We start from the raw sequence: 18671 nt of genomic DNA, 5'->3' as shown, positions 1-18671 counted from the left end.
TCTGTGCGGAAGCACTTGGAGCATCCTCCAAGCTCTCGTTTTCTCGTAACCTAATAGACCAGTCCTAAATATAATCTAGGTACAAAAAAATGGTAGAACGGAGATTTGAACGTCTACCGTTGGTCTACCATAATGAAAAATCCACTTCAATAGACTTGTCCGAAAATTTAAAAAACAGTCTGTGTCTGGCTTAGAGATGGTTTCAGTGAAAGCCAGAGTCAACGGAATAATGGGGGCTAGAGATAGTTACTGATAGTATAGCCCAGAAAAATTGCGATAATTAATTCATAACATACCTATTTTTCAGGACTAGAATAAAACTGGCAAAATCAGGGAACCAATTCTTAGTCTAACTAGACCACACACAGTAAAAATTACCTGTCAACGCTTTCTATACACACGGACTTGTGGTTGTTATTTCCACGAAATGCCGATCAGGTGGTTTCGCAAAAGCTGTCGGGTTGAGGGTTCTTTCCACACCTCATGGTCTGGGTTATGCCAAAGTAGTCATCGTCGTTGATGAAACGGTCGATCCATTCGACCTCAATCAAGTGATGTGGGCGATCGCTACCAAGTTTAACCCAGCTGACGATTTAGTAGTTTTACCGAATATGTCCGTTGTGCCGCTCGATCCAAGCTCCAACCCTAAAGGTATCGCCCACAAAATGATTATTGATGCCACTACTCCAGTAGCACCTGATGTTCGCGGTCACTATTTACAGCCGTTAGATACTCCATTGGGTACAGACCTATGGGAAGCCAAATTTCGGGAGATGCTGAATGTCCGCGCCTGATTCTACAAAAGAAATCGCTCCGTCATGTCCGCGTTGTGACTCAACTAATACGGAAATTATTACTAAATCGCCTGTTCCAGATATCTGGGTGGTTTATGGCTGTCGCGTCTGCTTTTATGGTTGGCGATCAACCGAACCTGATTATGCAACCGATTCGAGGAAGTATAATCCTCAATTCAAAATTAATCCTGCTGATATCCCAAACTTCTCTGTGCTGCCAACAATACCTAAGTTAAGGGATGAATAGTGCGATGCCTACGCAATTGTGATTTTGGCGATCGCATTTATAGCTTTTGCGAGTGCCGTTGTGATTTTGGCGATCGCATTTATAGCTTTTGCGAGTGCCGTTGTTATTTTGGTATACCTACGGCTGCTTGAGAGATTTTTCCGAACTTAAGGCAACTTTTCCGAACTTAAGCGCTCGCTCAAGCTTGCCCTTAAGTTCTATAATCGCTCAAATGTCTACCAATACTGACTTATAACCATAATCCTTAAGTTCGGTGCTTAAGATCCTAAATGTCGGTTGTTTAAACTAGAACTGTGAATCATACTAATTTCAGTTGCTCAATCAATCTAGTCCTGACAAGACATAAAGACAGATTCAGCAGGTGAATTTAAAAAATCTTGTTACTTGTTATAGCCCAAGTACAAGATTTCTAGGCATTAAACATACATTGCAACTTTCTCTATGCAGACATGCTGGCGAACCCAGCCGCAGCCATTCATTTTTATCTAGAGTGGCAAAGCTAGCTAGAGCAAAAACTTAAACCTAGTAAATTCGTTATTATTGAAAATTTTGGTTTACCTATTTACGCCTATTTCAATCATTAAAAATCTACTCTAGCAAGTTTTACCGCTCTAGATTTTTATAGAGATGCAATTAATCGTGTCTTGATTTGTGAATACCAATTATTTACCAAAGGAAACTAATCATTATGGCTTTTGTACCCCAAACTGGCTACAACGATCCCTTCAGCAGCATTATTGGTTCTGTGGGAAATAGCGCACCCACTTTAGGCGATATCGATGGGGATGGCGACCTCGATCTCGTTGTTGGAGACAATAATGGTGGACTCCACTACTACAAGAATGAGGGCAACGTTGGATATACTAAACAATTCGGTATTAGCAATCCCTTTAATAATATTGCTATAAATGATGCAAGCAAACCCACCTTAAGTGATATTGATGGGGATGGCGACCTCGATCTCCTTGTTGGAGGTGACAGCAGGCTCAAGTACTACAAGAATACGGGCAGTGCTACCAATGCCCGATATACTGAGCAAATCGGTACTAGCAATCCCTTTAATAGCATTGCGGAACATTATACTGATGCACAGACATTAGGCGATGTAGATGGGGATGGCGACCTCGATCTCCTTGTTGCAGAAACATTTACCCTTAAGTACTACAAGAATATAGGCAGTGCCACCAACCCCCAATATACTGAGCAAATCGGCACTAGTAATCCCTTTGATGGTATTGGAGGCTATGTCCCCGCACCCTCATTAGGCGATGTAGATGGAGATGCTGACCTCGATCTCGTTATTGGAGATTCCTACGGTGGATTCGCGTACTACAAGAATACGGGCAGTGCCACCAACCCCCAATATACACTGCAAACGGGCACCAGCGACCCTTTCTATAACATTGCTGTGGTGGGTTCTAGCACACCTACCTTAGTTGATATTAATAGGGATGGCTTCCGTGATGCTGTTGTCGGAGATGGTCTAGGTCAACTTACATACTTCCTGAATAACCCTGATGACAGGCTCAATGGCGGAAGTGTGAATGACTCTTTAAGAGGTGAAGAAGGGGATGACACATTGTATGGCTATTCGGGTAATGACTACCTTGATGGCGGAACGGGCAATGACTACCTTGATGGCGGTGACAACAATGATATTCTGAGCGGTGGAGATGGCAATGACACCCTCAGTGGTGGTTTGGGTTATGACACCCTCAACGGCGGTGCAGGTAGTGACTATGTTACTTATGACTACAGTACAGTTGGAATCAACATTAATCTGCTAACGGGTAAGGCTATTGCTATTGGCGATTCTGGGATAGAGTATTTGGTGGAAATCGAAAACGCCATCGGCAGTCGAGGTAACGACATCATCACGGGCAATAATGCTAATAATTACCTTTTGGGCAATTTGGGTAATGATATTCTCCTTGGTGGGGTGGGTAATGATACTCTTAAAGGTGGAAGCGGTAATGACACGCTCACAGGCGGGACTAGTGCTGATAGATTTGCCTTCGACTCTAGGTCTGAAGGAATTGATGTCATCAAAGATTTTAATCGCAGCGAGGGAGACAAAATTTTGATTAATGGCTCCAGCTTTGGCGCAACTTCAACCAACCAGTTTTCCTTTAATGCTAGCAACGGTGCTTTGTCATTTGGCGGGGTGCAGTTTGCAACTTTAGAGAATGCTGCGTCTTTTGTCCCCTCCCTTGATATGACGATTGTTTAATTACGAATTATGAATTATTCGCTCAACCCAACTCCTGTCAAAGATTAATTCATAAATCCGGTTGTGAACTCTTAGTTTTCCCTGTTGTTTGACTACTAAGCCTGACAAGAGTAATTCCATTTGTTCTGAACTGTCAGAAGCAAACACCTCTTGTTGCTGTAAAATTTGTCGATAAAGGTTTAGGAGATGCACAACTCGCTGTTCATTTCTCAGCAAGCGATCGCGAATTGTTTTTAAATGCTCCGGTTCGTCTTGAGATTCCCAATTTTTGATAATTTGCGATCGCACCAAATTTTCAACCCACTCTGCCTCACTACTTGTAGAAACGGAAGTTTCTGATTTGCGAATCAGTTTACAGAGTTTTTGAGTCAGAAAAGGTTGACCGTTCGTCCAGGCTAGCACTTCTTTGAGTACGGCTTGCGGGTTACTAACTTTCTCTGCCAACCCCACAAGCAAAGGTTGGGCTTCATGCAACTGAAAGCCCTCTAGTTCAATCGCCTGACCCACATTAAACGGTGTCCGCTGCTTATCTTGAATCAATTGAGAAGGCGTAGCGACCCCAAGTAAGACAAACGAAATACGTTTATAGTCTGGATTGTCAGCTCGTTTGTTATAGCAAGTCCGCAGCAACACAAAAAAGTCATCAATGCCAAAATCAAGTGTGAGTGTGCTGTCAATTTCATCGATAAAAATAATGATATTTTCAGAGATGTTTTTGAGTAATCCTTCATCGATAAACAGACTCAATCGCTGAACTGGAGACAAAAAATTATGTTCCTGCCACCAAGTACGAATATTAACTTTACTCGACAAATCAAAGCTAGTTATCAATAAATAACTAAAACCTGCATACCACTGTTCTGGGGTAGTCTGGCGATTGCCAATTTCTGAAAGGTCGATCGCAGCACAGGCAAAGCCTTCTGCTGTGAGCCGTTTCATAATTTGTACTCGCAAGCTAGATTTGCCAACTTGTCGCGAATTCAGGACATAGCAAAACTCTCCTAGCTTCAGCGCTTTGTAGAGATTGCGATCGGCTTGCCGCACCACGTATGTGGGTGCATCCATTGGCAAACTCCCACCAACTTGATAGTCATAAGTTAGGGTTTGTTCTGCACTCCTGAGTAGGGCGTTTTCAATCACCAGTTCAGCTTGGGTGGCTTTGAGAACTTCTAAAGTTTGAGATAATTCCTGGGTGCGCTGTTCAACTTTCGCTTCCAGAGTGCGATTGATTTGGGCTAATTCATCTCTAGCCTGCTGCAAAGCTGCATTTTTGAGGGCAAGCTCTTGGATAAACTGCATCCGCTCTGCTTCTGCTTGGTTGCGCTGATGAGCTTCCATCGCTAGTGTCACTAGATCCGCCACTGACCGAACAAATCCCTGTTCTTCCACCGTCCAGGGGCGTGGAGTACCGACCTGTTCCAGACACAAAACGCCAATCGTTTCCCCATCTAACCGAATCGGGGCATCCAGCAAGGCTGTAATTTTAAGGGGCTTGAGGTAGGACTCCCAAAATTCAGCTGTTCTGGGATCTGTCGCAGCATTGTCTACAACAATGATCTCGCTTTCTTCCAAAACCCGGAAGTAGGCGGGATAGTCGGCAGCTGTTAGTTCGCTCCCTTCAAAATGGCGGTTTGCTGTTAGTTCAAATAAATCGACACAGTAAATGCCAGCTTTTTCTTCGCCATACAGCCAAACACTGGCACGTTCAATGTCTAGCGTCTGGGAAGCCACTATGGTAATTTCTTGGATAGCCGTTTGCCAGTCCCCCTGACTCAAGGCTTTGTTCCGGGTCAGTGCAATCAATGCTGTGTTTTGGCGATTGATCTGCTGTTTGCTTTCTTGCAGGGCTTCTTCAGCTTGCTTGCGATCGCTAATGTCGTACAGTGCAGTTAGGAGTGATTTTGTACCTTGGAATTTGAAGGGTTTTAATGAAAGCAATGCCCAAAATGGTGTACCATCAGCTCGTTTGAGTCGGGCTTGTCCTTGGAATTGTTGGTTTTTAGTCAGAATGGACAAAATTGTTTGACGCTCTGCGGGGTTATAACAAAATTCAACTGAGCGATAATTGAGCAACGCTTGAGGAGAAACCCCTAGTAGCGTTTCCATCGCTTCATTTGCATATAAAATCTGACTATCGGTAACGCTAGAAATGATAACTCCAACAGGTATTGCTTCCGCGATTCGTTGAAACTGTTCTTCTCGCTGCTGTCTCAGTTCTAGAGTAATGGAATCGGAATGCTCTGTCGTGGCTTCCAATAAAATTTCCAAGTCAATCTTCTGCCGTAGCAAATCTTTCAAAACGCGATCGCCATGCTCTGCTGTAGCTTCTAGCATGATTTCCAAATCAGTTTTTTCTCGCTGTAGCGCCTCCAATTGACGATTTAGCGTCTCTATTTTGAGATTTAATCGCTTTAGCTCAAATAATAACTGTTCCTTGGAGTTTGCCTCTGTCATTGTTGTAGCTATCCTAAGAGGTTGTTTGAAAAGTGATTGTCTGTGATTTTAGGTACTTATTGACCCCCCCTAACCCCCCTTAAAAAGGGGGAAACCGGAATCAAAGTCCCCCTTACAAAGGGGGATTTAGGGGGATCTAGAACGTTTTGCTACTGAGAAGAGGACTTTTCAAACATCCTCTAAGATAATTGATGCATTACTCCCTTTTCATTCCAAATTTAGTTGTACTGTAGGCATCAATCGCTGCAAATTCACTAAGGATTTACTTTGCCAAGAAACACGGCTTGCCCCTCGAATGACCAGTTGTATATTTTCTTTTTCACGCACTTTGATCACAAGCCTGAACAACATATTAATTCCCGAACTATTTAAGAACTCCAAACCGCGTAAATCTAAGGTTAGAACCGGAGGTTCTTGCGCCACGATGTTATCTAGCAATGACATGATAGGAGCATAACTGTCCATGTCACTAAGCAAAAGTTCTCCCTGAAAAATCACTGTTTGAGCCTCTAAATCGTAATGAACACTGTAGCCTTTATCTTTAATTTCCATTTGATTAGCAAAGCTTGCCATAGATTAAATTGGATTGTTCAGAGAAATTACAGGGGTAGCTGTACAGTTGTGGTGACAGTGATCATTTCTGGCTGCTGCTTAATTATCTCAAACTTCCAACCGAGTTTAGCCCTGTAGTCATTGATGATTGTGATTAAACCTAACCCAGACGTATTCCAATTATCCTCTGTATTTTTTTCTAAGCGGCGGATGAATAATTCACTCGGATCAGAGGTGGTTAGCTCCTCAATCAGTGCTTGAAAAGATGGAACTGCTTGATAATTGATAGCATTAGTTGTTTTAAAGATCAGACAATCGGTTCTCAATTCGAGTTTAATACTGACTGGAAATTGCAAGATTTCATCGCTGAACTTCATTGCATTTTCTAATAATTCATTGGTAATGTATTTCACAGCCCCAATAGTTTTGTTCCGTTTGTCCAACGCACCCGGTTCATTCTCGTCAACTGGGAAAAAGGCAACTAGATAATCGGCAATAAAGCCAGCGGATAAGCCATTGTTCTGCCAACGCTGCTTTAAAGGAATCGAACTGGGTGAAAACCCAATAATCAAATACTCTGTACTGGGGGATGAATTTTCGATAAAATCCCCAAATACCTGAGTCATATTGGTTTGACCTCTGTTTTTCAACATAACTTGGATTTATTGCTGCTTGAGTACGAGTAATGTAATGTCATCCCGAATCTTTTGCTCTCCAATGTGCGATCGCAGATGTGCGATCGCTGCTTGGCTAACACCTTCAGCTGATTGATGCCAGTTCTGGCTAACGATCTGACACAATCGCTCTAGTCCATATTGTTCTCGCTGCGAGTTTCTGGCTTCGGTGATGCCGTCGGTATACAGCACTACACCATCCCCTGATTGCAGTTGCACTTCAGTTTGGCTAATGAATTGATTGATATCTGCAATCACTCCCAAGGGAAATCCCAGAGCGATGGTATCAATTCGCTCAATTTCCCCACCAGAACGCACCACCAGCATTTCTTCATGTTGCCCACTCAACCGGATGCGTCCCCCCTGATAATCTAGTAGTGCCAGTGTCAGATTCTTTTGAAAATTCATGCGTCGGGCATTGTCGTAGATCACCCGATTGAGCGTGTTGAGGAAATTGGTAGAGTTAGTTTCCTGATTCTCTAGTAAGGTGCGGACTGCGGTTTGAGTCATCAGCATCAGCACCCCGCTTTCTAGCCCATGTCCGGTAACATCACCAATGCCGATTTTGACTAAACCATTGCTTTGCACCACATCGTAGTAATCGCCGCCAACTTCATCAGCAGGTTGCATAAAGCCCACAATGTCCAGTCCTGGAACTTGGCGTAGTTCCTCTGGTTTTGGTAGGATCATTTGTTGGAGGTGACGGGTAATTGCCAGTTCTGCACTCATCCGCAGATTTTCAGATTTGAGCGAATTGTTTAGAGATTCGATTTCCTGATTTGCTTGAGCCAGTTGATTAAGGGTGTTCTGCTGTTTTTCCTGAGATGTGAAGAGTGCTTCTAACATCCGGTTGATGGTTATCGTGAGTTCAGAGATTTCATCATTGCTAGACACCGACAGCTTGGCTGAGAGGTTGCTAAGGTCACGAATATGGGCAACTTCACGGCTCAACTGAGCTAACCGAGATAAAACGGAGCGATTGAGCAACAGCAGGACAACGGCATCGAAGACAATTCCACTGATTAGCAAAGCGCTAATTAAATAGTATAGACTTGTTCGACCTTGCTGATAGGTGGTTCTGGGAATATCTACTTGCAAAACCAGAGCAGGCTTGCCATCGATGTCATTCAGTAATGTATATGCTTCAATTACTTCTTCACTAATAGGTTGTACAGAGATCGCACCGTTAGACAAGTTGGGTTTGACTGTCTGGAATTTAGCAGCCTGTTGGCGTTTATCTAGGCGATGTATTTTAATTGGCAGACGAGCAATCCTAGATAGTTGCTCAACTGCTTTAGCATCGAGATTGCGACCAAGAATTAAACTACCCCGGATGGGGCCCTTGCCTGTACTCCTAAGAATTGGTTGGGAAGTAATCCAAATGGGGCTTTCAGGTAACAAGAGAATGCCAGTCTGCTTTGTGGTTAAGTTAGGGCGCTGTAGCAGCAAATCGTTGGGGGAGGAGAGGCGATCGCTCAACAATGCAGGAATTGGTTTGTAGGTCTGATTATTCAAGTCAAAGCCAGTACCATAGACAATCCGATTGGACGTATTAATATATACAATTAAATTAACTTGCAAAGCTCTGAGGGTTTCCGGCACTAGATTTGCTTGAGAGTAGTTGTTATTCCGGTTCTCAACGAAGTTGTAGGTATCATCCCACGCTGACCAATCAATGTAGCGATCGCGGAAATTTTCTTGAGTTTGCCTCAGTAAACTCAGAACACCTTTGACGGTTTGCTGGGCTTCATGCTTTTCTGCTTGCTGGATGCTATTCATAAAGATAGCTGAAGAGGCAGTGTAAAACAACCCAATCAAACCGAGTAGTGTTGCATTAATAATCAGCAGTGTCTTTTGTTGTAGCTTCATTTTAGGAACTGCTACTGAAGCGATGCATAGGTTGGCCTGCGCCAACGTGAAAATACTCCCAGTACAACTTGCAACTGGGTGTCACCTGTTTACCGTGCAGATGCACCAATCCCATACTTTGTAACTGGAACGCCTGGGCCAAATCTAACTCCACAGGCGCGGTTTCCGTCACAACCTTAGTAAAGGCTGCTGCCAGTTCTGGATGCTGTTGTAGACTCCACAATTGTTGTTGCAAGTGATCCCTGTAGATTCCATTTAAGGTATGCGATCGCCAAAACTGCTCTAAAGGCATTTGCTGCTGCTGAATGTGATACAGAGCCAATCGCACCAGATAAGGATGTCCGTCTACAAGCGCCATCAGTTGCTCTATCTCTTGATCTGACCAATCCAGTCCATATTGTTTGACTAGGTTCTGTACCTGCTCGTTGGTAAACGGCTGCAACTCAATGGGCAACCCGACATTAAATGGGGATTTATTCACATTTAGTGGAATATAAACTTCTGTTGAGTGCGCGACAACTAATCTAAGTTTTTTCCAAATATCCCGGTTCTTTGCTTCCTCATGCCAGGTTCGCAATAGCCCAAAAAATTCATCTGCCAAGTCGGGATATTGGAACAGGCGATCGACATCATCCAAAGCTAGTACTAATGGTGCCTTGATTTGGGTGAGTAGATACTGTTCAAAGTACATCTTGCAGCTAATCTTGCTACCAAACAGGGCATCCCAATACTCTGTTAGTTTATTCGGCAGCCGCAACCCCAAACTGACACTGGCACAGAACCACTGCAAGCATTTTTCTAAATCATTAAAAGTTGCTTTATCGGCTAGCTGGAAGTTGATGGGGACAGCGCGATAGCCACTTTTAGCAGCTTGAGCGAGAATTCTGGCCATCAACGAGGTTTTTCCCATGCGTCTGGGAGCTTTAATACGGATTAGTGCCCCTGGCTGGGTAATTGCTCTGTAACACTCAGCTTCAACTAGCGATCGCTCTACATAAAACGCTGAATCTAGCGGTACTTGGCCTTCGGGAAATTCTGGTTGCTCTTGAGTTGATTGCGTAGCTTCTAACTCGAAAACCTCTGCAATTTGAGGTTTTAATCCTGAATAATCGCTTGACTCCAGAACTAAATTGAAAGCGCTGAAGCAGGATTTGAGGCTTTGTCGATCAACTCCAGCTTCGCACTTTAATACTTTCATTAAAGTGTCTAAAGATAAGCCAGTGCGATCGCTCAAAGCTTCAAGCGTATAGCGGTTGCCGTAATTTTCCTGAAATTCTGCCTCAGATTTGGCTTCTTGGAGTTTTTTTAACCCTTGCAATGTCAGAAGCACACCCCGCCTGCGTCTTTGCTTTTGGTCAGCCATTTGGAATCTTGAGCTAATCGTTTGATTTGAAGGCAGTGAAGACGAATCTACGCTTAAATACGTAGTTTACTCTAGAAAGCAGCTTCAAACTCAGTAATAGCACTTAAAGTTTATGGAAGTTAACATGTCTGTTGTCGAAATAGGCAGGCTTGAAAGATTTTTCCGAACTTAAGCGATCGCTCCAACAATTCCTTAAGTTCTATAATCGCTGAAATTTATACCAGTACTAGCTTATAACCATAATCCTTAAGTTCTGTGCTTAAGCTCCTAAACTTCGGTTGTTCAAACTAGAACAGTGAATCATACTAATTTCAGTTGCTCAATCCAGTCCTGACAGGACATTAAGACAGATTCAGCAAGCAACATGAAAATCTTGTTATTCTTCATAACCCAAGTAACGGTGTATCAAACATTCTTTTAACTTCAGCAACAAAAACACTCAGGAGGAAATATTATGCTAGCTTTTACCGCTACCGAATCTACTCAGCCTATCATCTTAAACTCAGTTCGAGTAAATCAGCCAACTTCTAAAGGACTGTTTGCAAAGTGGCAAAAAATCGATGGGAAGCTGACCTGCAATTGGTTGAAAAATCCAGACTAAAGCTCTTTGTAATCCCCTGGTTTTAGATCTGGGGTATTAATTTTGAATTGTTTTGACCACTTTTGTAAAGATAATTTATCGGAGGTAAACTATATGCCACTTATACGTAGGGATTTTCATGCTCTTTTAGCGTTTTTAGTAGCCGTTCCTTCTGCTCTTGGGAAAGATGATTTTTTGCTGGCATAGATGGCTGATACTAAATTAATTACTTAATCTAATATTATACAATCTAGCTGCGTAACAGCTTATAACATAATCTCAGTGAATTCAATAGCCTATCTGATGCCATTTTCAATAGTAAAAATTACAAAGGAGTGAATAACTCACAGAAGGTCACGGAACGTTTAGAAAAACGTTCCCAAATGACAGACTCACTAAATAATCCTTGGGGTACAATCTATAATTTTGAGAATGACGAACCGGAAGTGATAGGTCAGACAAAACTTTTTGATTTAAAGATGTGTGTTGGACTGATGATTATTTTCAAAGAATATTTGAAGCAGTCAGGCAAAAACACAATTTGGGATGAATGTAATACCTATTCATCTAAGTTTGAAGACTGGGAATATAACCCTCTATCTATGAAGCTCAAAAACCTGACACCGGGAGTAAGCCTCGGTTATTCTTACAAAAATGGGGATTTAGCGCTTACCCGTGATGCCTTAGCTTGGTTAGTGAAGCTTGTATATGGAGACAAGGCGATAGTTGATAACTGGGAAATTATTTCTAATGCGGATTTTGACTTACAAGATGCAAACAAGATCCAAAACGCCAAAGCAAGTTTTGTCTCTAAATATCGTCATACATTGGCTAGTCTCTCTAGTCCAGAACACATGGGAACGATTCTAGGTGTTGCCAAGAATGTTCGGGCTAAAAATAACGAGTTTAAACCCTACGATTATATGTCGCACTGGGTCTACATTCCGCAAAATCAAAGTTCTCAAAATTCTTCAACATTAGAGTTGTGGACTTGGGGGCAGAAGTTTGAACTAGACGAGTATTTAAAGGAAAAAGATTATACGGCTAAATATGCGTTAGTACTTACTATTAAATAATGGTTAATTACTCTGCTTGAGCATTCATAATCAACGTTTCAGTTTTTGTCAGTAAGATCCAAGCGATCGCAGATTTCAAAGTTTTTCCGAAGATAAGCCAATTTTTCCGAACTTAAGCGATCGCACAAGCTTGCCCTTAAGTTCTTAAATGGCTCAAACAATTGCCAGTACTGGCTTATGCTCATAATTCTTAAGTTAGGATCTTAAGATCCTAAACTTAGGTTGTTCAAAGCAGAATTTTAAATAATACTGATTCTAGTTATTCAAGTCAATCGCCATGTCTAAAATCCATCATCCAAGCACTAACAACAGCTTCAAGAGCAACTCTGCCAACCTTGATGCCGCGCCAGAACAACAGCATCGCTCAATCGTGTTTATTGATGCGAATGTTGCCGATGCTGCGATGTTAGCAAAAGGTGTAAAGTCCGGCATTAAAGCAATAGTGCTAGACCCCAACAGCGATGGCATAACTCAAATCACTCAAGCCCTGCAAACTCACCCCAAGATCAGCGAGATTCACCTAGTCGCTCATGGAGTACCGGGCTGTCTGACTTTAGGCAATAGTCAGCTGAGTCTCGATACGCTCAATCACTATGGGCCGCAACTGATGCAGTGGTTTGCCCACGCCCAAAAATCGACTGACTCTACACCCTCGCTGCTGCTGTATGGCTGCAACGTGGCAGCAGGTGATGCGGGAGCGGCATTCCTCGATCAACTGCATCAGTTAACAAAAGCTCGTATTGCGGCTTCGGCTCAACGGGTAGGCAGTGCCGAGCTAGGCGGCAGTTGGCAACTAGAGGCGCAACGGGGCAGTGTCAGCACTAAGATTGTCTTTACTGCCACACTGATGCACAGCTATGGCGGGGTGTTTGCCCTTGACTTTGACCCTGCTGACAGCTTTGGTGTCGGCACTGCTCCTGTCTTTGTGGCAGTTGGGGATTTAAATGGCGATGGCAATCAAGACATTGTCGCTACAAACGCCACGTCCGATAATATATCTGTGCTGTTGGGGGATGGAACGGGCAACTTTGCTCCAGCCGTCAACTATGCCGTGGGCGATCAGCCTAGAGGCGTAGCGATTGGAGATTTTAATGGTGATGGTAATGATGACCTGGCTGTCACAAACTATTCTTCAAACAACGTCTACATTCTTTTAAATAATGGGTCTGGCAGCTTTACCTCAAGTGGTACTTTTAATGTGGGCAATGCTCCCAATGAAGTCGCAATTGGAGATTTTAATGGCGATCGCAAGTCCGACATGGTTATTGCAAATAACTTTTCCAGTAACCTTACGGTTCTGTTCGGCAATGGGTTAGGTGGCTTTCCCTCTTCTACTACCTTGGCAGTGAATGATAACACTGCCACTGTAGATGTTGGAGATATCAATGGTGATGGCAAACTCGATATTGTCAGTGCGAGTGCTGGCCCCAAGCGTGTCTCGGCGTTCTTAGGTGATGGGGCAGGTGGCTTTACCCTAGCCAGTAACTTTGGGGTAAACTCTTTCCCCAATTCTGTAAAAATTGCCGATTTTAATAATGATGGCAAAGCCGATATTGCTACCACCAATGCCTCTCCTGGCAAGGTTTCGGTATTGTTGGGCAACGGCGATGGTAGCTTTACCCCAGGCGCAAACTTTGCAGCAGGCAGTAACACTACCAGACTGACAACGGCGGATTTCAACGGCGATGGTAATACCGATGTCGCCGTCGCTAGCAACGGGACTGGCAAGATTTTGGTGCTATTGGGTGATGGGACTGGAAGCTTCGATCCAGCCGTTGGTTTTGCCACCGCCCCGAGTCCCTATGCGTTGACTACTGGCGACTTCAATAATGATGGCAAAGTTGACCTGGTGAGCGCAAACCCCGGTTCTAACAATGTTTCGGTGTTGCTTAATACTAGCGTCTTCGGGAATACTGCTCCAACCGATTTGAGCCTTGATAACACAATAATTAACGAGAATGTGGTCGCAAATACGATCGTTGGCACATTTTCCACCACTGACCCTGAAGGCGGCAGTTTCTCCTATGCGTTAGTTACAGGCACAGGCGATGGAGACAATAGCGCCTTTACACTCAATGGCAACCAACTCAAAATCAACGCCTCCCCCAACTTTGAGGCAAAATCGAGCTACAGCATCCGCGTCAAAACCACCGATGCAGGCGGACTGTCCTACGAAAAACCCTTCACTATCGGTATCACCAACGTCAACGAAGCCCCGACTAACCTTGCCCTGAGCAATGCGACAGTTAACGAAAACGTGCCTGGCAACACAACGGTCGGCAGTTTCTCCACTACCGACCCTGAAGGTGGCAACTTCACCTATGCGTTAGTTACAGGCACAGGCGATGGAGACAATAGCGCGTTTACCATCGTCAACGGCAACCAACTCAAAATCAACGCCTCCCCCGACTTTGAGACGAAATCCTCCTACAGCATCCGCGTCAAAACCACCGATGCGGGCGGACTGTCCTACGAAGAAGCGATCGCCATTGGCATCACCAACCTCAACGAAGCCCCGACTGCTACGGGTGACAGCACTAGCGCTTACAAAAACACCCCCAAAACTATCGCCGCTGCAACCCTGCTGGCTAACGACACTGACCCCGATGCTGGTACAACTCTCAAGATTACCAGCGTCAGCAACGCTACCAACGGCAGCGTCAGCCTTAACAGCAGTGGCGATGTCGTCTTTACTGCCGCTAACACGGGTAATGCCAGCTTCCAATACACCACCAGCGATGGTAGTTTGACCTCTACCGCTACGGTTGCCGTCTCAGTCGGACTCAACCTTAACGGTGGCAACGGCATTGATCTGCTGTGGGGCAGCGAGTATGACGACTTGCTCAACGGCAATGATGGCGCAGATGCGCTTTATGGCGACAAGGGTAATGATATCCTCAACGGCGGCAAAGGCATAGACCTGCTCGACGGCGGGCAAGGCAACGACATCCTTAACGGTGGAGACAATGCAGATGCTTTGTACGGCGGCAAAGGCAACGACACCCTCATCGGTGGGGCAAGTATCGATTTCTTCTTCTTTGCTAAGGGTGGTGGTAGTGACACAATTACTGACTTTACTGACAAGACCGACAAGATTGGTTTAATTGGTGGATTGAGTTTTGGACAACTGACGATTAGTGCTAGTGGCAGCAACACGCTGATTGGCTATGGCAGTGAAACCTTGGCAACGCTAACGGGTGTCAACTCTAGCCTGATTACCTTTGCCGATTTTGTCTAACTACTTTTCTAAGTTTTTAAATGCAATCGCTGCTAGCGCGATCGCCTCATTAACTCAATTGTTTAGGCGATCGCGCCATTCTCTTGTCCACCGTCGAAACGCCCTCAACGTGGTGCTCCTGCCCTCTACCAAACTCTGTTGCACAAACTCAGAGAAGATTTCCACAATCGGTATCTCCCCAAATGTTGGACTGGTTTGTGAGTCGAATGGCACTAAGAAAAGCGGAAACGCTTACCAATTAAGCAGTTTGTAATTGTTTTCGTAATTCATGCCGGGGTTTCGTCATTAAGGGGTAAGCTTTTGGGCGACGTTTCCGAACTCGTGGTTCACTTCTACCGGGGCGATGTCATTAGTAACCATGTACCGAAAACAGGGTCAGGCGGCAATCTCACCAGAAAACTTTGAACTTGCGTTTTCTCTGAAATTATCATTAGATAATCGTTGGGTAGTTCTAGCTTCTTTAATACCCTGGACAGAATTTGAAGAGGAATATTCTTCTGGATTCTCTAGAGAAATGGGAGCACCCGCAAAGACATTTAGGATGGCGTTAGGTGCATTAATAATTAAAGAATTAAACGTGGGATAAGTGATAGAGAAACTGTAGAACAAATAAAGGAAAATCCTTATCTACAGTACTTTATAGGGATGTCACGTTATAGCAATGAAGCTCCATCTGATGCATCAATGTTAGTCCATTTTCGTGAAAGAATCAGTGCTGACCTAGTTAACAAAGTGAATCAAGAAATGGTGAAGAAGATGCTAGAAACAGCATCTTCGATTAGCACTGAAAAAAAACATCAGAACAAGGAAAAGAAGATAGTACGCCAAAAAATCGTGGGAAATTGATATTAGATGCGACCTGTGCGCCGGGTGATATCCCTTTTCTGTCACTTTCCGGGTATTCTGAATAAAAGAATCAAAAGAAAAAACTCTGGAAGGTAGGCAGGGCAATGGATGTAGAATTACAAATCCTAAAACATTTGGCGAGAGACGCTCACCCAACAGTTGCGATCGTAGATGAATATTGTGCAGAGTATAAAGACCTGTTTAAAGAAGTAAGAAATTATGAGTGCTTCAAATATTTACATCTGGGAATAATGTCCCAAATTCAAAGAAAATCATTACCAGAGATAGCGAAAGTCGTAAGTATTAACTCAGCTCAGTCATTACATCATTTTCTAGCCAATTCAGATTGGTCAGTAAATAAGTTAAAACAACGAAGATTAAATAGATTGAAGAAAGAATTAGATGGTCAGGCAATTACAGTAGTCATAGATGAAACCGGAGATAGAAAAAAAGGTAAAAAGACTGATTATGTGGCTAGACAATATTTGGGAAGCGTGGGGAAGATAGATAATGGGATAGTTTCAGTTAATGCTTATGGAGTTTACTCTAATATAACTTTTCCATTAATTGTAAAAGTATTTAAACCAAAAGGAACACTAAAGGAGTCAGATAAATACAAAACGAAAATAGAGTTAGCATCAGAAATTATTACAGAGCTAATTGAATCAGGGTTTAATATTGAATTAGTACTGGCTGATAGCTTATATGGTGAAAGTAGTCAATTTATTAGAAAAATAGCTGAATATAATTTAGCTTAGGTTGTATCAATTAGAAGTAATCATGGAGTTTGTTTGCCAGCAGGAGAAAGAGTTAGGGCGAATAAATGGTGTAAATTTGAGAGAACATTTAGCAATCAAAAATCAGAAATTAGATACATTAGGGAAATAATTTATGGTAAAAAAAGAGCCATAACTTACTGGGAAATTACTACTGATACAGAAACCATGCCAGAAAATTCTACTTCTTTTGTGATGACAAATCTTCAAGGTAATCTCAAGAAAACTTTAGGCGACTTATATGGATTAAGAACCTGGGTAGAATATGGTTTTCGACAGTGTAAACAGGAACTAGGCTGGACAGATTACCGTTTCACCAATTTCCAACATATTGAGAGGTGGTGGGAGATTATTTTTTGTGTTTACACGATGATTAGTTTAAATTCTCCAGTCTTCTTAAGCTTAAATCAATCTCGTCAACTTGAAACTGGGGTACAAGAAAATAGTGATGTGGATTTTTCTAATCATCCACAATGGAACCATGAATATGGATGGAAGAATACTTTAAATAATCTACGTCTCATTATCCAACCACTTTTACTATTTTGGTTGATTTATCCCTGGTTAAGTATTTTCCCTAATTCACATTTATTGCTGGGATTCAATCATTTAATTGCTGCAATGAATCAATTTAAACCCTCTTATGCTTCTGGATGATTTAGCTTATTTACTACTTGCTTATCTCGGAAAGTGACAGAAGAGGGATATATGGTGGATTTGAAGGACAATTTACCTCAAGGTGTCCTGAAAGCTGGTCAATCTACTACTGCACATACGATTACAGTTTACAACCCAGATGCACTGCGGGTTGAGTTTACACCAGGAATTTATGCACTGCCTTACCCGAATCAAGCACCGATTATTACTTCCGCCCCAGTATTAACAGCTTATTCTGGTCAATCATATAATTACCAGGTGGCAGCAAACGATCCAGATGGTGCCGTACTGGGATATCTGCTCTATGATGCACCCCAAGGCATGAGTGTTAACCAAAATACTGGTTTAATTACTTGGTCGCCAACACAGCAAAGTTCGGTAAGCACTGATGTCACCTTGCAAGTATACGACCTGCGCGGCGCTCACACCACACAGTCCTTTACCTTAAATGTGGTCGGCGGGAATCATAAACCAGTATTTAATACTCCTGTTGTTAGTGGCGGCACAATTTCCTCCCCCACTCCCTCCCTCACTCCCCCCCTCCTCCTCAAGGGTGCAGAAGGTAAGGCTTTACAAATTAAAGTCCAAGCAACAGATTTAGACCATAACAAGCTGACATATTGGGCTGATAATTTACCTAATGGTGCGATTTTTGATTCAGCTACAGGTATCCTGACTTGGACTCCCAGTTATGAAGCGGCTGATACTTATGAAAACGTGCAATTCACCGTCAGCGACGGTATAGAAAAAGTAGTGCAGACTGCAACCATCCTGATTGCACCTACCAATCAAGCCCCCACCCTGATTCGTCCCGCTAACACAATCGTGCGCGAAGGTGAAAAAATCCGCATCCAACTCCAAGCAACCGACGCAGACATAATCGATTCTATTTCCCCACTTGCGACTTGCGACTTCGCTTGCGACTTCACACCTCACCTACTCCAGCCCCCTCCTCCCCGGTGGTTCACAGCTAGACCCGCGCACGGGATTGTTTGAATGGATACCAGCCTATTTCCAAGCAGGAGAGTTTGAAATTCCCTTCACCGTCAGTGATGGGGAATCAATTACTACACAAACTACCAAAATTACAGTCCTCAACGTCAACGCCGCACCTGTGTTTGATAACCTCGGCGCTTGGCAAATCCAAGAAGGGCAATCAGTCCGCTTCCGCGCCTTTGCTTTAGACCCAGATAATCCAGGCTTTGTACCCCAAGACCCTTACGGGTTCGGCAGTTCCTCTACTTGGGGAGACCCCAAGACCTTGGGGGGAGACAAAATAGCCTGAAAGAGCTACAGGGTAAAGAATATGGCAATT

General features: G+C 43.4%; 16 protein-coding genes and 2 pseudogenes. 12 read left to right on the top strand and 6 right to left on the bottom strand.

Annotated elements, in window-relative coordinates; translation table 11 throughout:
• The first annotated feature begins 407 nt into the window (after positions 1–407).
• The 4 genes from HWQ36_RS27730 to HWQ36_RS27715 all read left to right on the top strand — a co-directional run bounded on the left by HWQ36_RS27730 (position 408) and on the right by HWQ36_RS27715 (position 3271).
• Complete coding sequence (locus HWQ36_RS27730) at positions 408–794, top strand: UbiD family decarboxylase domain-containing protein (RefSeq protein WP_292708819.1); 387 nt, start codon at positions 408–410, stop codon at positions 792–794.
• Entirely contained in the window at positions 781–1041 is a 261-nt protein-coding gene (locus HWQ36_RS27725) for a non-oxidative hydroxyarylic acid decarboxylases subunit D (protein WP_292708817.1), read from the top strand. Before HWQ36_RS27730 ends, HWQ36_RS27725 begins: the two co-directional genes overlap by 14 nt.
• Entirely contained in the window at positions 1041–1172 is a 132-nt protein-coding gene (locus HWQ36_RS27720; protein WP_292708815.1) for a hypothetical protein, read from the top strand. Before HWQ36_RS27725 ends, HWQ36_RS27720 begins: the two co-directional genes overlap by 1 nt.
• Before the next feature lie 557 nt (positions 1173–1729).
• Positions 1730–3271, top strand: coding sequence for an FG-GAP-like repeat-containing protein (locus HWQ36_RS27715; RefSeq protein WP_292708813.1), 1542 nt, complete (start codon positions 1730–1732; stop codon positions 3269–3271).
• Here the strand turns inward: HWQ36_RS27715 and HWQ36_RS34460 are convergent, their stop codons facing one another.
• The 5 genes from HWQ36_RS34460 to HWQ36_RS27685 form a co-directional block, all read right to left on the bottom strand.
• Complete coding sequence (locus HWQ36_RS34460; RefSeq protein WP_366829812.1) at positions 3272–5725, bottom strand: AAA-like domain-containing protein; 2454 nt, start codon at positions 5723–5725, stop codon at positions 3272–3274.
• 207 nt (positions 5726–5932) lie between these two features.
• A complete protein-coding gene (locus HWQ36_RS27700) occupies positions 5933–6298 on the bottom strand; it encodes an STAS domain-containing protein (protein ID WP_292708811.1) in 366 nt (121 codons plus the stop codon).
• A gap of 26 nt (positions 6299–6324) precedes the next feature.
• Entirely contained in the window at positions 6325–6903 is a 579-nt protein-coding gene (locus tag HWQ36_RS27695) for an ATP-binding protein (RefSeq protein ID WP_292708809.1), read from the bottom strand.
• Positions 6904–6939: 36 nt separating this feature from the next.
• Complete coding sequence (locus HWQ36_RS27690; RefSeq protein ID WP_292708807.1) at positions 6940–8820, bottom strand: SpoIIE family protein phosphatase; 1881 nt, start codon at positions 8818–8820, stop codon at positions 6940–6942.
• A gap of 1 nt (position 8821) precedes the next feature.
• Positions 8822–10183, bottom strand: a complete 1362-nt coding sequence (locus HWQ36_RS27685; protein WP_292708806.1) for an AAA-like domain-containing protein — start codon at positions 10181–10183, stop codon at positions 8822–8824.
• A gap of 454 nt (positions 10184–10637) precedes the next feature.
• Between HWQ36_RS27685 and HWQ36_RS27680 the strand changes: the two genes are divergently transcribed.
• Both HWQ36_RS27680 and HWQ36_RS27675 read left to right on the top strand, forming a co-directional pair.
• On the top strand, positions 10638–10784 hold the full coding sequence (locus HWQ36_RS27680; RefSeq protein ID WP_292708805.1) for a hypothetical protein: 147 nt from the start codon (positions 10638–10640) through the stop codon (positions 10782–10784).
• 362 nt (positions 10785–11146) lie between these two features.
• Positions 11147–11839, top strand: coding sequence for a hypothetical protein (locus tag HWQ36_RS27675; protein WP_292708804.1), 693 nt, complete (start codon positions 11147–11149; stop codon positions 11837–11839).
• A gap of 38 nt (positions 11840–11877) precedes the next feature.
• Here HWQ36_RS27675 and HWQ36_RS27670 read toward each other — a convergent pair whose 3' ends face one another.
• Positions 11878–12024, bottom strand: coding sequence for a hypothetical protein (locus HWQ36_RS27670; RefSeq protein WP_292708803.1), 147 nt, complete (start codon positions 12022–12024; stop codon positions 11878–11880).
• A 92-nt stretch (positions 12025–12116) separates the two neighbouring features.
• On the opposite strand from HWQ36_RS27670, the gene HWQ36_RS27665 reads away from it, so the two are divergent.
• The 6 genes and pseudogenes from HWQ36_RS27665 to HWQ36_RS27640 all read left to right on the top strand — a co-directional run bounded on the left by HWQ36_RS27665 (position 12117) and on the right by HWQ36_RS27640 (position 18641).
• Positions 12117–15077 (top strand): FG-GAP-like repeat-containing protein, encoded by a 2961-nt coding sequence (locus HWQ36_RS27665; RefSeq protein ID WP_292708802.1) that lies wholly within the window; start codon positions 12117–12119, stop codon positions 15075–15077.
• Entirely contained in the window at positions 15070–15330 is a 261-nt protein-coding gene (locus HWQ36_RS27660; protein WP_292708801.1) for a hypothetical protein, read from the top strand. The genes HWQ36_RS27665 and HWQ36_RS27660 overlap by 8 nt, the downstream gene beginning before the upstream one ends.
• 105 nt (positions 15331–15435) lie before the next feature.
• A pseudogene (locus HWQ36_RS27655) lies at positions 15436–15961 on the top strand (transposase); the annotation flags it as partial.
• A 66-nt stretch (positions 15962–16027) separates the two neighbouring features.
• A pseudogene (locus tag HWQ36_RS27650) lies at positions 16028–17356 on the top strand (IS701 family transposase).
• A gap of 51 nt (positions 17357–17407) precedes the next feature.
• Positions 17408–18352: a putative Ig domain-containing protein gene (locus tag HWQ36_RS27645; protein ID WP_292708800.1), complete on the top strand. Its 945-nt coding sequence runs from the start codon at positions 17408–17410 to the stop codon at positions 18350–18352.
• The gene (locus HWQ36_RS27640) at positions 18255–18641 is read left to right on the top strand and encodes a putative Ig domain-containing protein (protein ID WP_292708799.1); all 387 of its coding nucleotides are present in this window, start codon (positions 18255–18257) and stop codon (positions 18639–18641) included. The genes HWQ36_RS27645 and HWQ36_RS27640 overlap by 98 nt, the downstream gene beginning before the upstream one ends.
• The last annotated feature ends 30 nt before the right edge of the window (positions 18642–18671 follow it).

This window comes from Nostoc sp. NMS2 (assembly GCF_017115105.1).
In the GTDB taxonomy this organism is placed as follows: Bacteria; Cyanobacteriota; Cyanobacteriia; order Cyanobacteriales; family Nostocaceae; genus Nostoc.
This window is presented reverse-complemented; position numbering and strand designations above follow the sequence as displayed.

Coding starts and splice junctions, on each gene's coding strand:
- HWQ36_RS27725 (WP_292708817.1), top strand. CDS start 781: ATGTCCGCGCCTGATTCTACAAAAGAAATCGCTCCGTCATGTCCGCGT.
- HWQ36_RS27715 (WP_292708813.1), top strand. CDS start 1,730: ATGGCTTTTGTACCCCAAACTGGCTACAACGATCCCTTCAGCAGCATT.
- HWQ36_RS34460 (WP_366829812.1), bottom strand. CDS start 5,725: ATGACAGAGGCAAACTCCAAGGAACAGTTATTATTTGAGCTAAAGCGA.
- HWQ36_RS27700 (WP_292708811.1), bottom strand. CDS start 6,298: ATGGCAAGCTTTGCTAATCAAATGGAAATTAAAGATAAAGGCTACAGT.
- HWQ36_RS27695 (WP_292708809.1), bottom strand. CDS start 6,903: ATGACTCAGGTATTTGGGGATTTTATCGAAAATTCATCCCCCAGTACA.
- HWQ36_RS27690 (WP_292708807.1), bottom strand. CDS start 8,820: ATGAAGCTACAACAAAAGACACTGCTGATTATTAATGCAACACTACTC.
- HWQ36_RS27685 (WP_292708806.1), bottom strand. CDS start 10,183: ATGGCTGACCAAAAGCAAAGACGCAGGCGGGGTGTGCTTCTGACATTG.
- HWQ36_RS27680 (WP_292708805.1), top strand. CDS start 10,638: ATGCTAGCTTTTACCGCTACCGAATCTACTCAGCCTATCATCTTAAAC.
- HWQ36_RS27675 (WP_292708804.1), top strand. CDS start 11,147: ATGACAGACTCACTAAATAATCCTTGGGGTACAATCTATAATTTTGAG.
- HWQ36_RS27670 (WP_292708803.1), bottom strand. CDS start 12,024: ATGAGCATAAGCCAGTACTGGCAATTGTTTGAGCCATTTAAGAACTTA.
- HWQ36_RS27665 (WP_292708802.1), top strand. CDS start 12,117: ATGTCTAAAATCCATCATCCAAGCACTAACAACAGCTTCAAGAGCAAC.
- HWQ36_RS27645 (WP_292708800.1), top strand. CDS start 17,408: ATGGTGGATTTGAAGGACAATTTACCTCAAGGTGTCCTGAAAGCTGGT.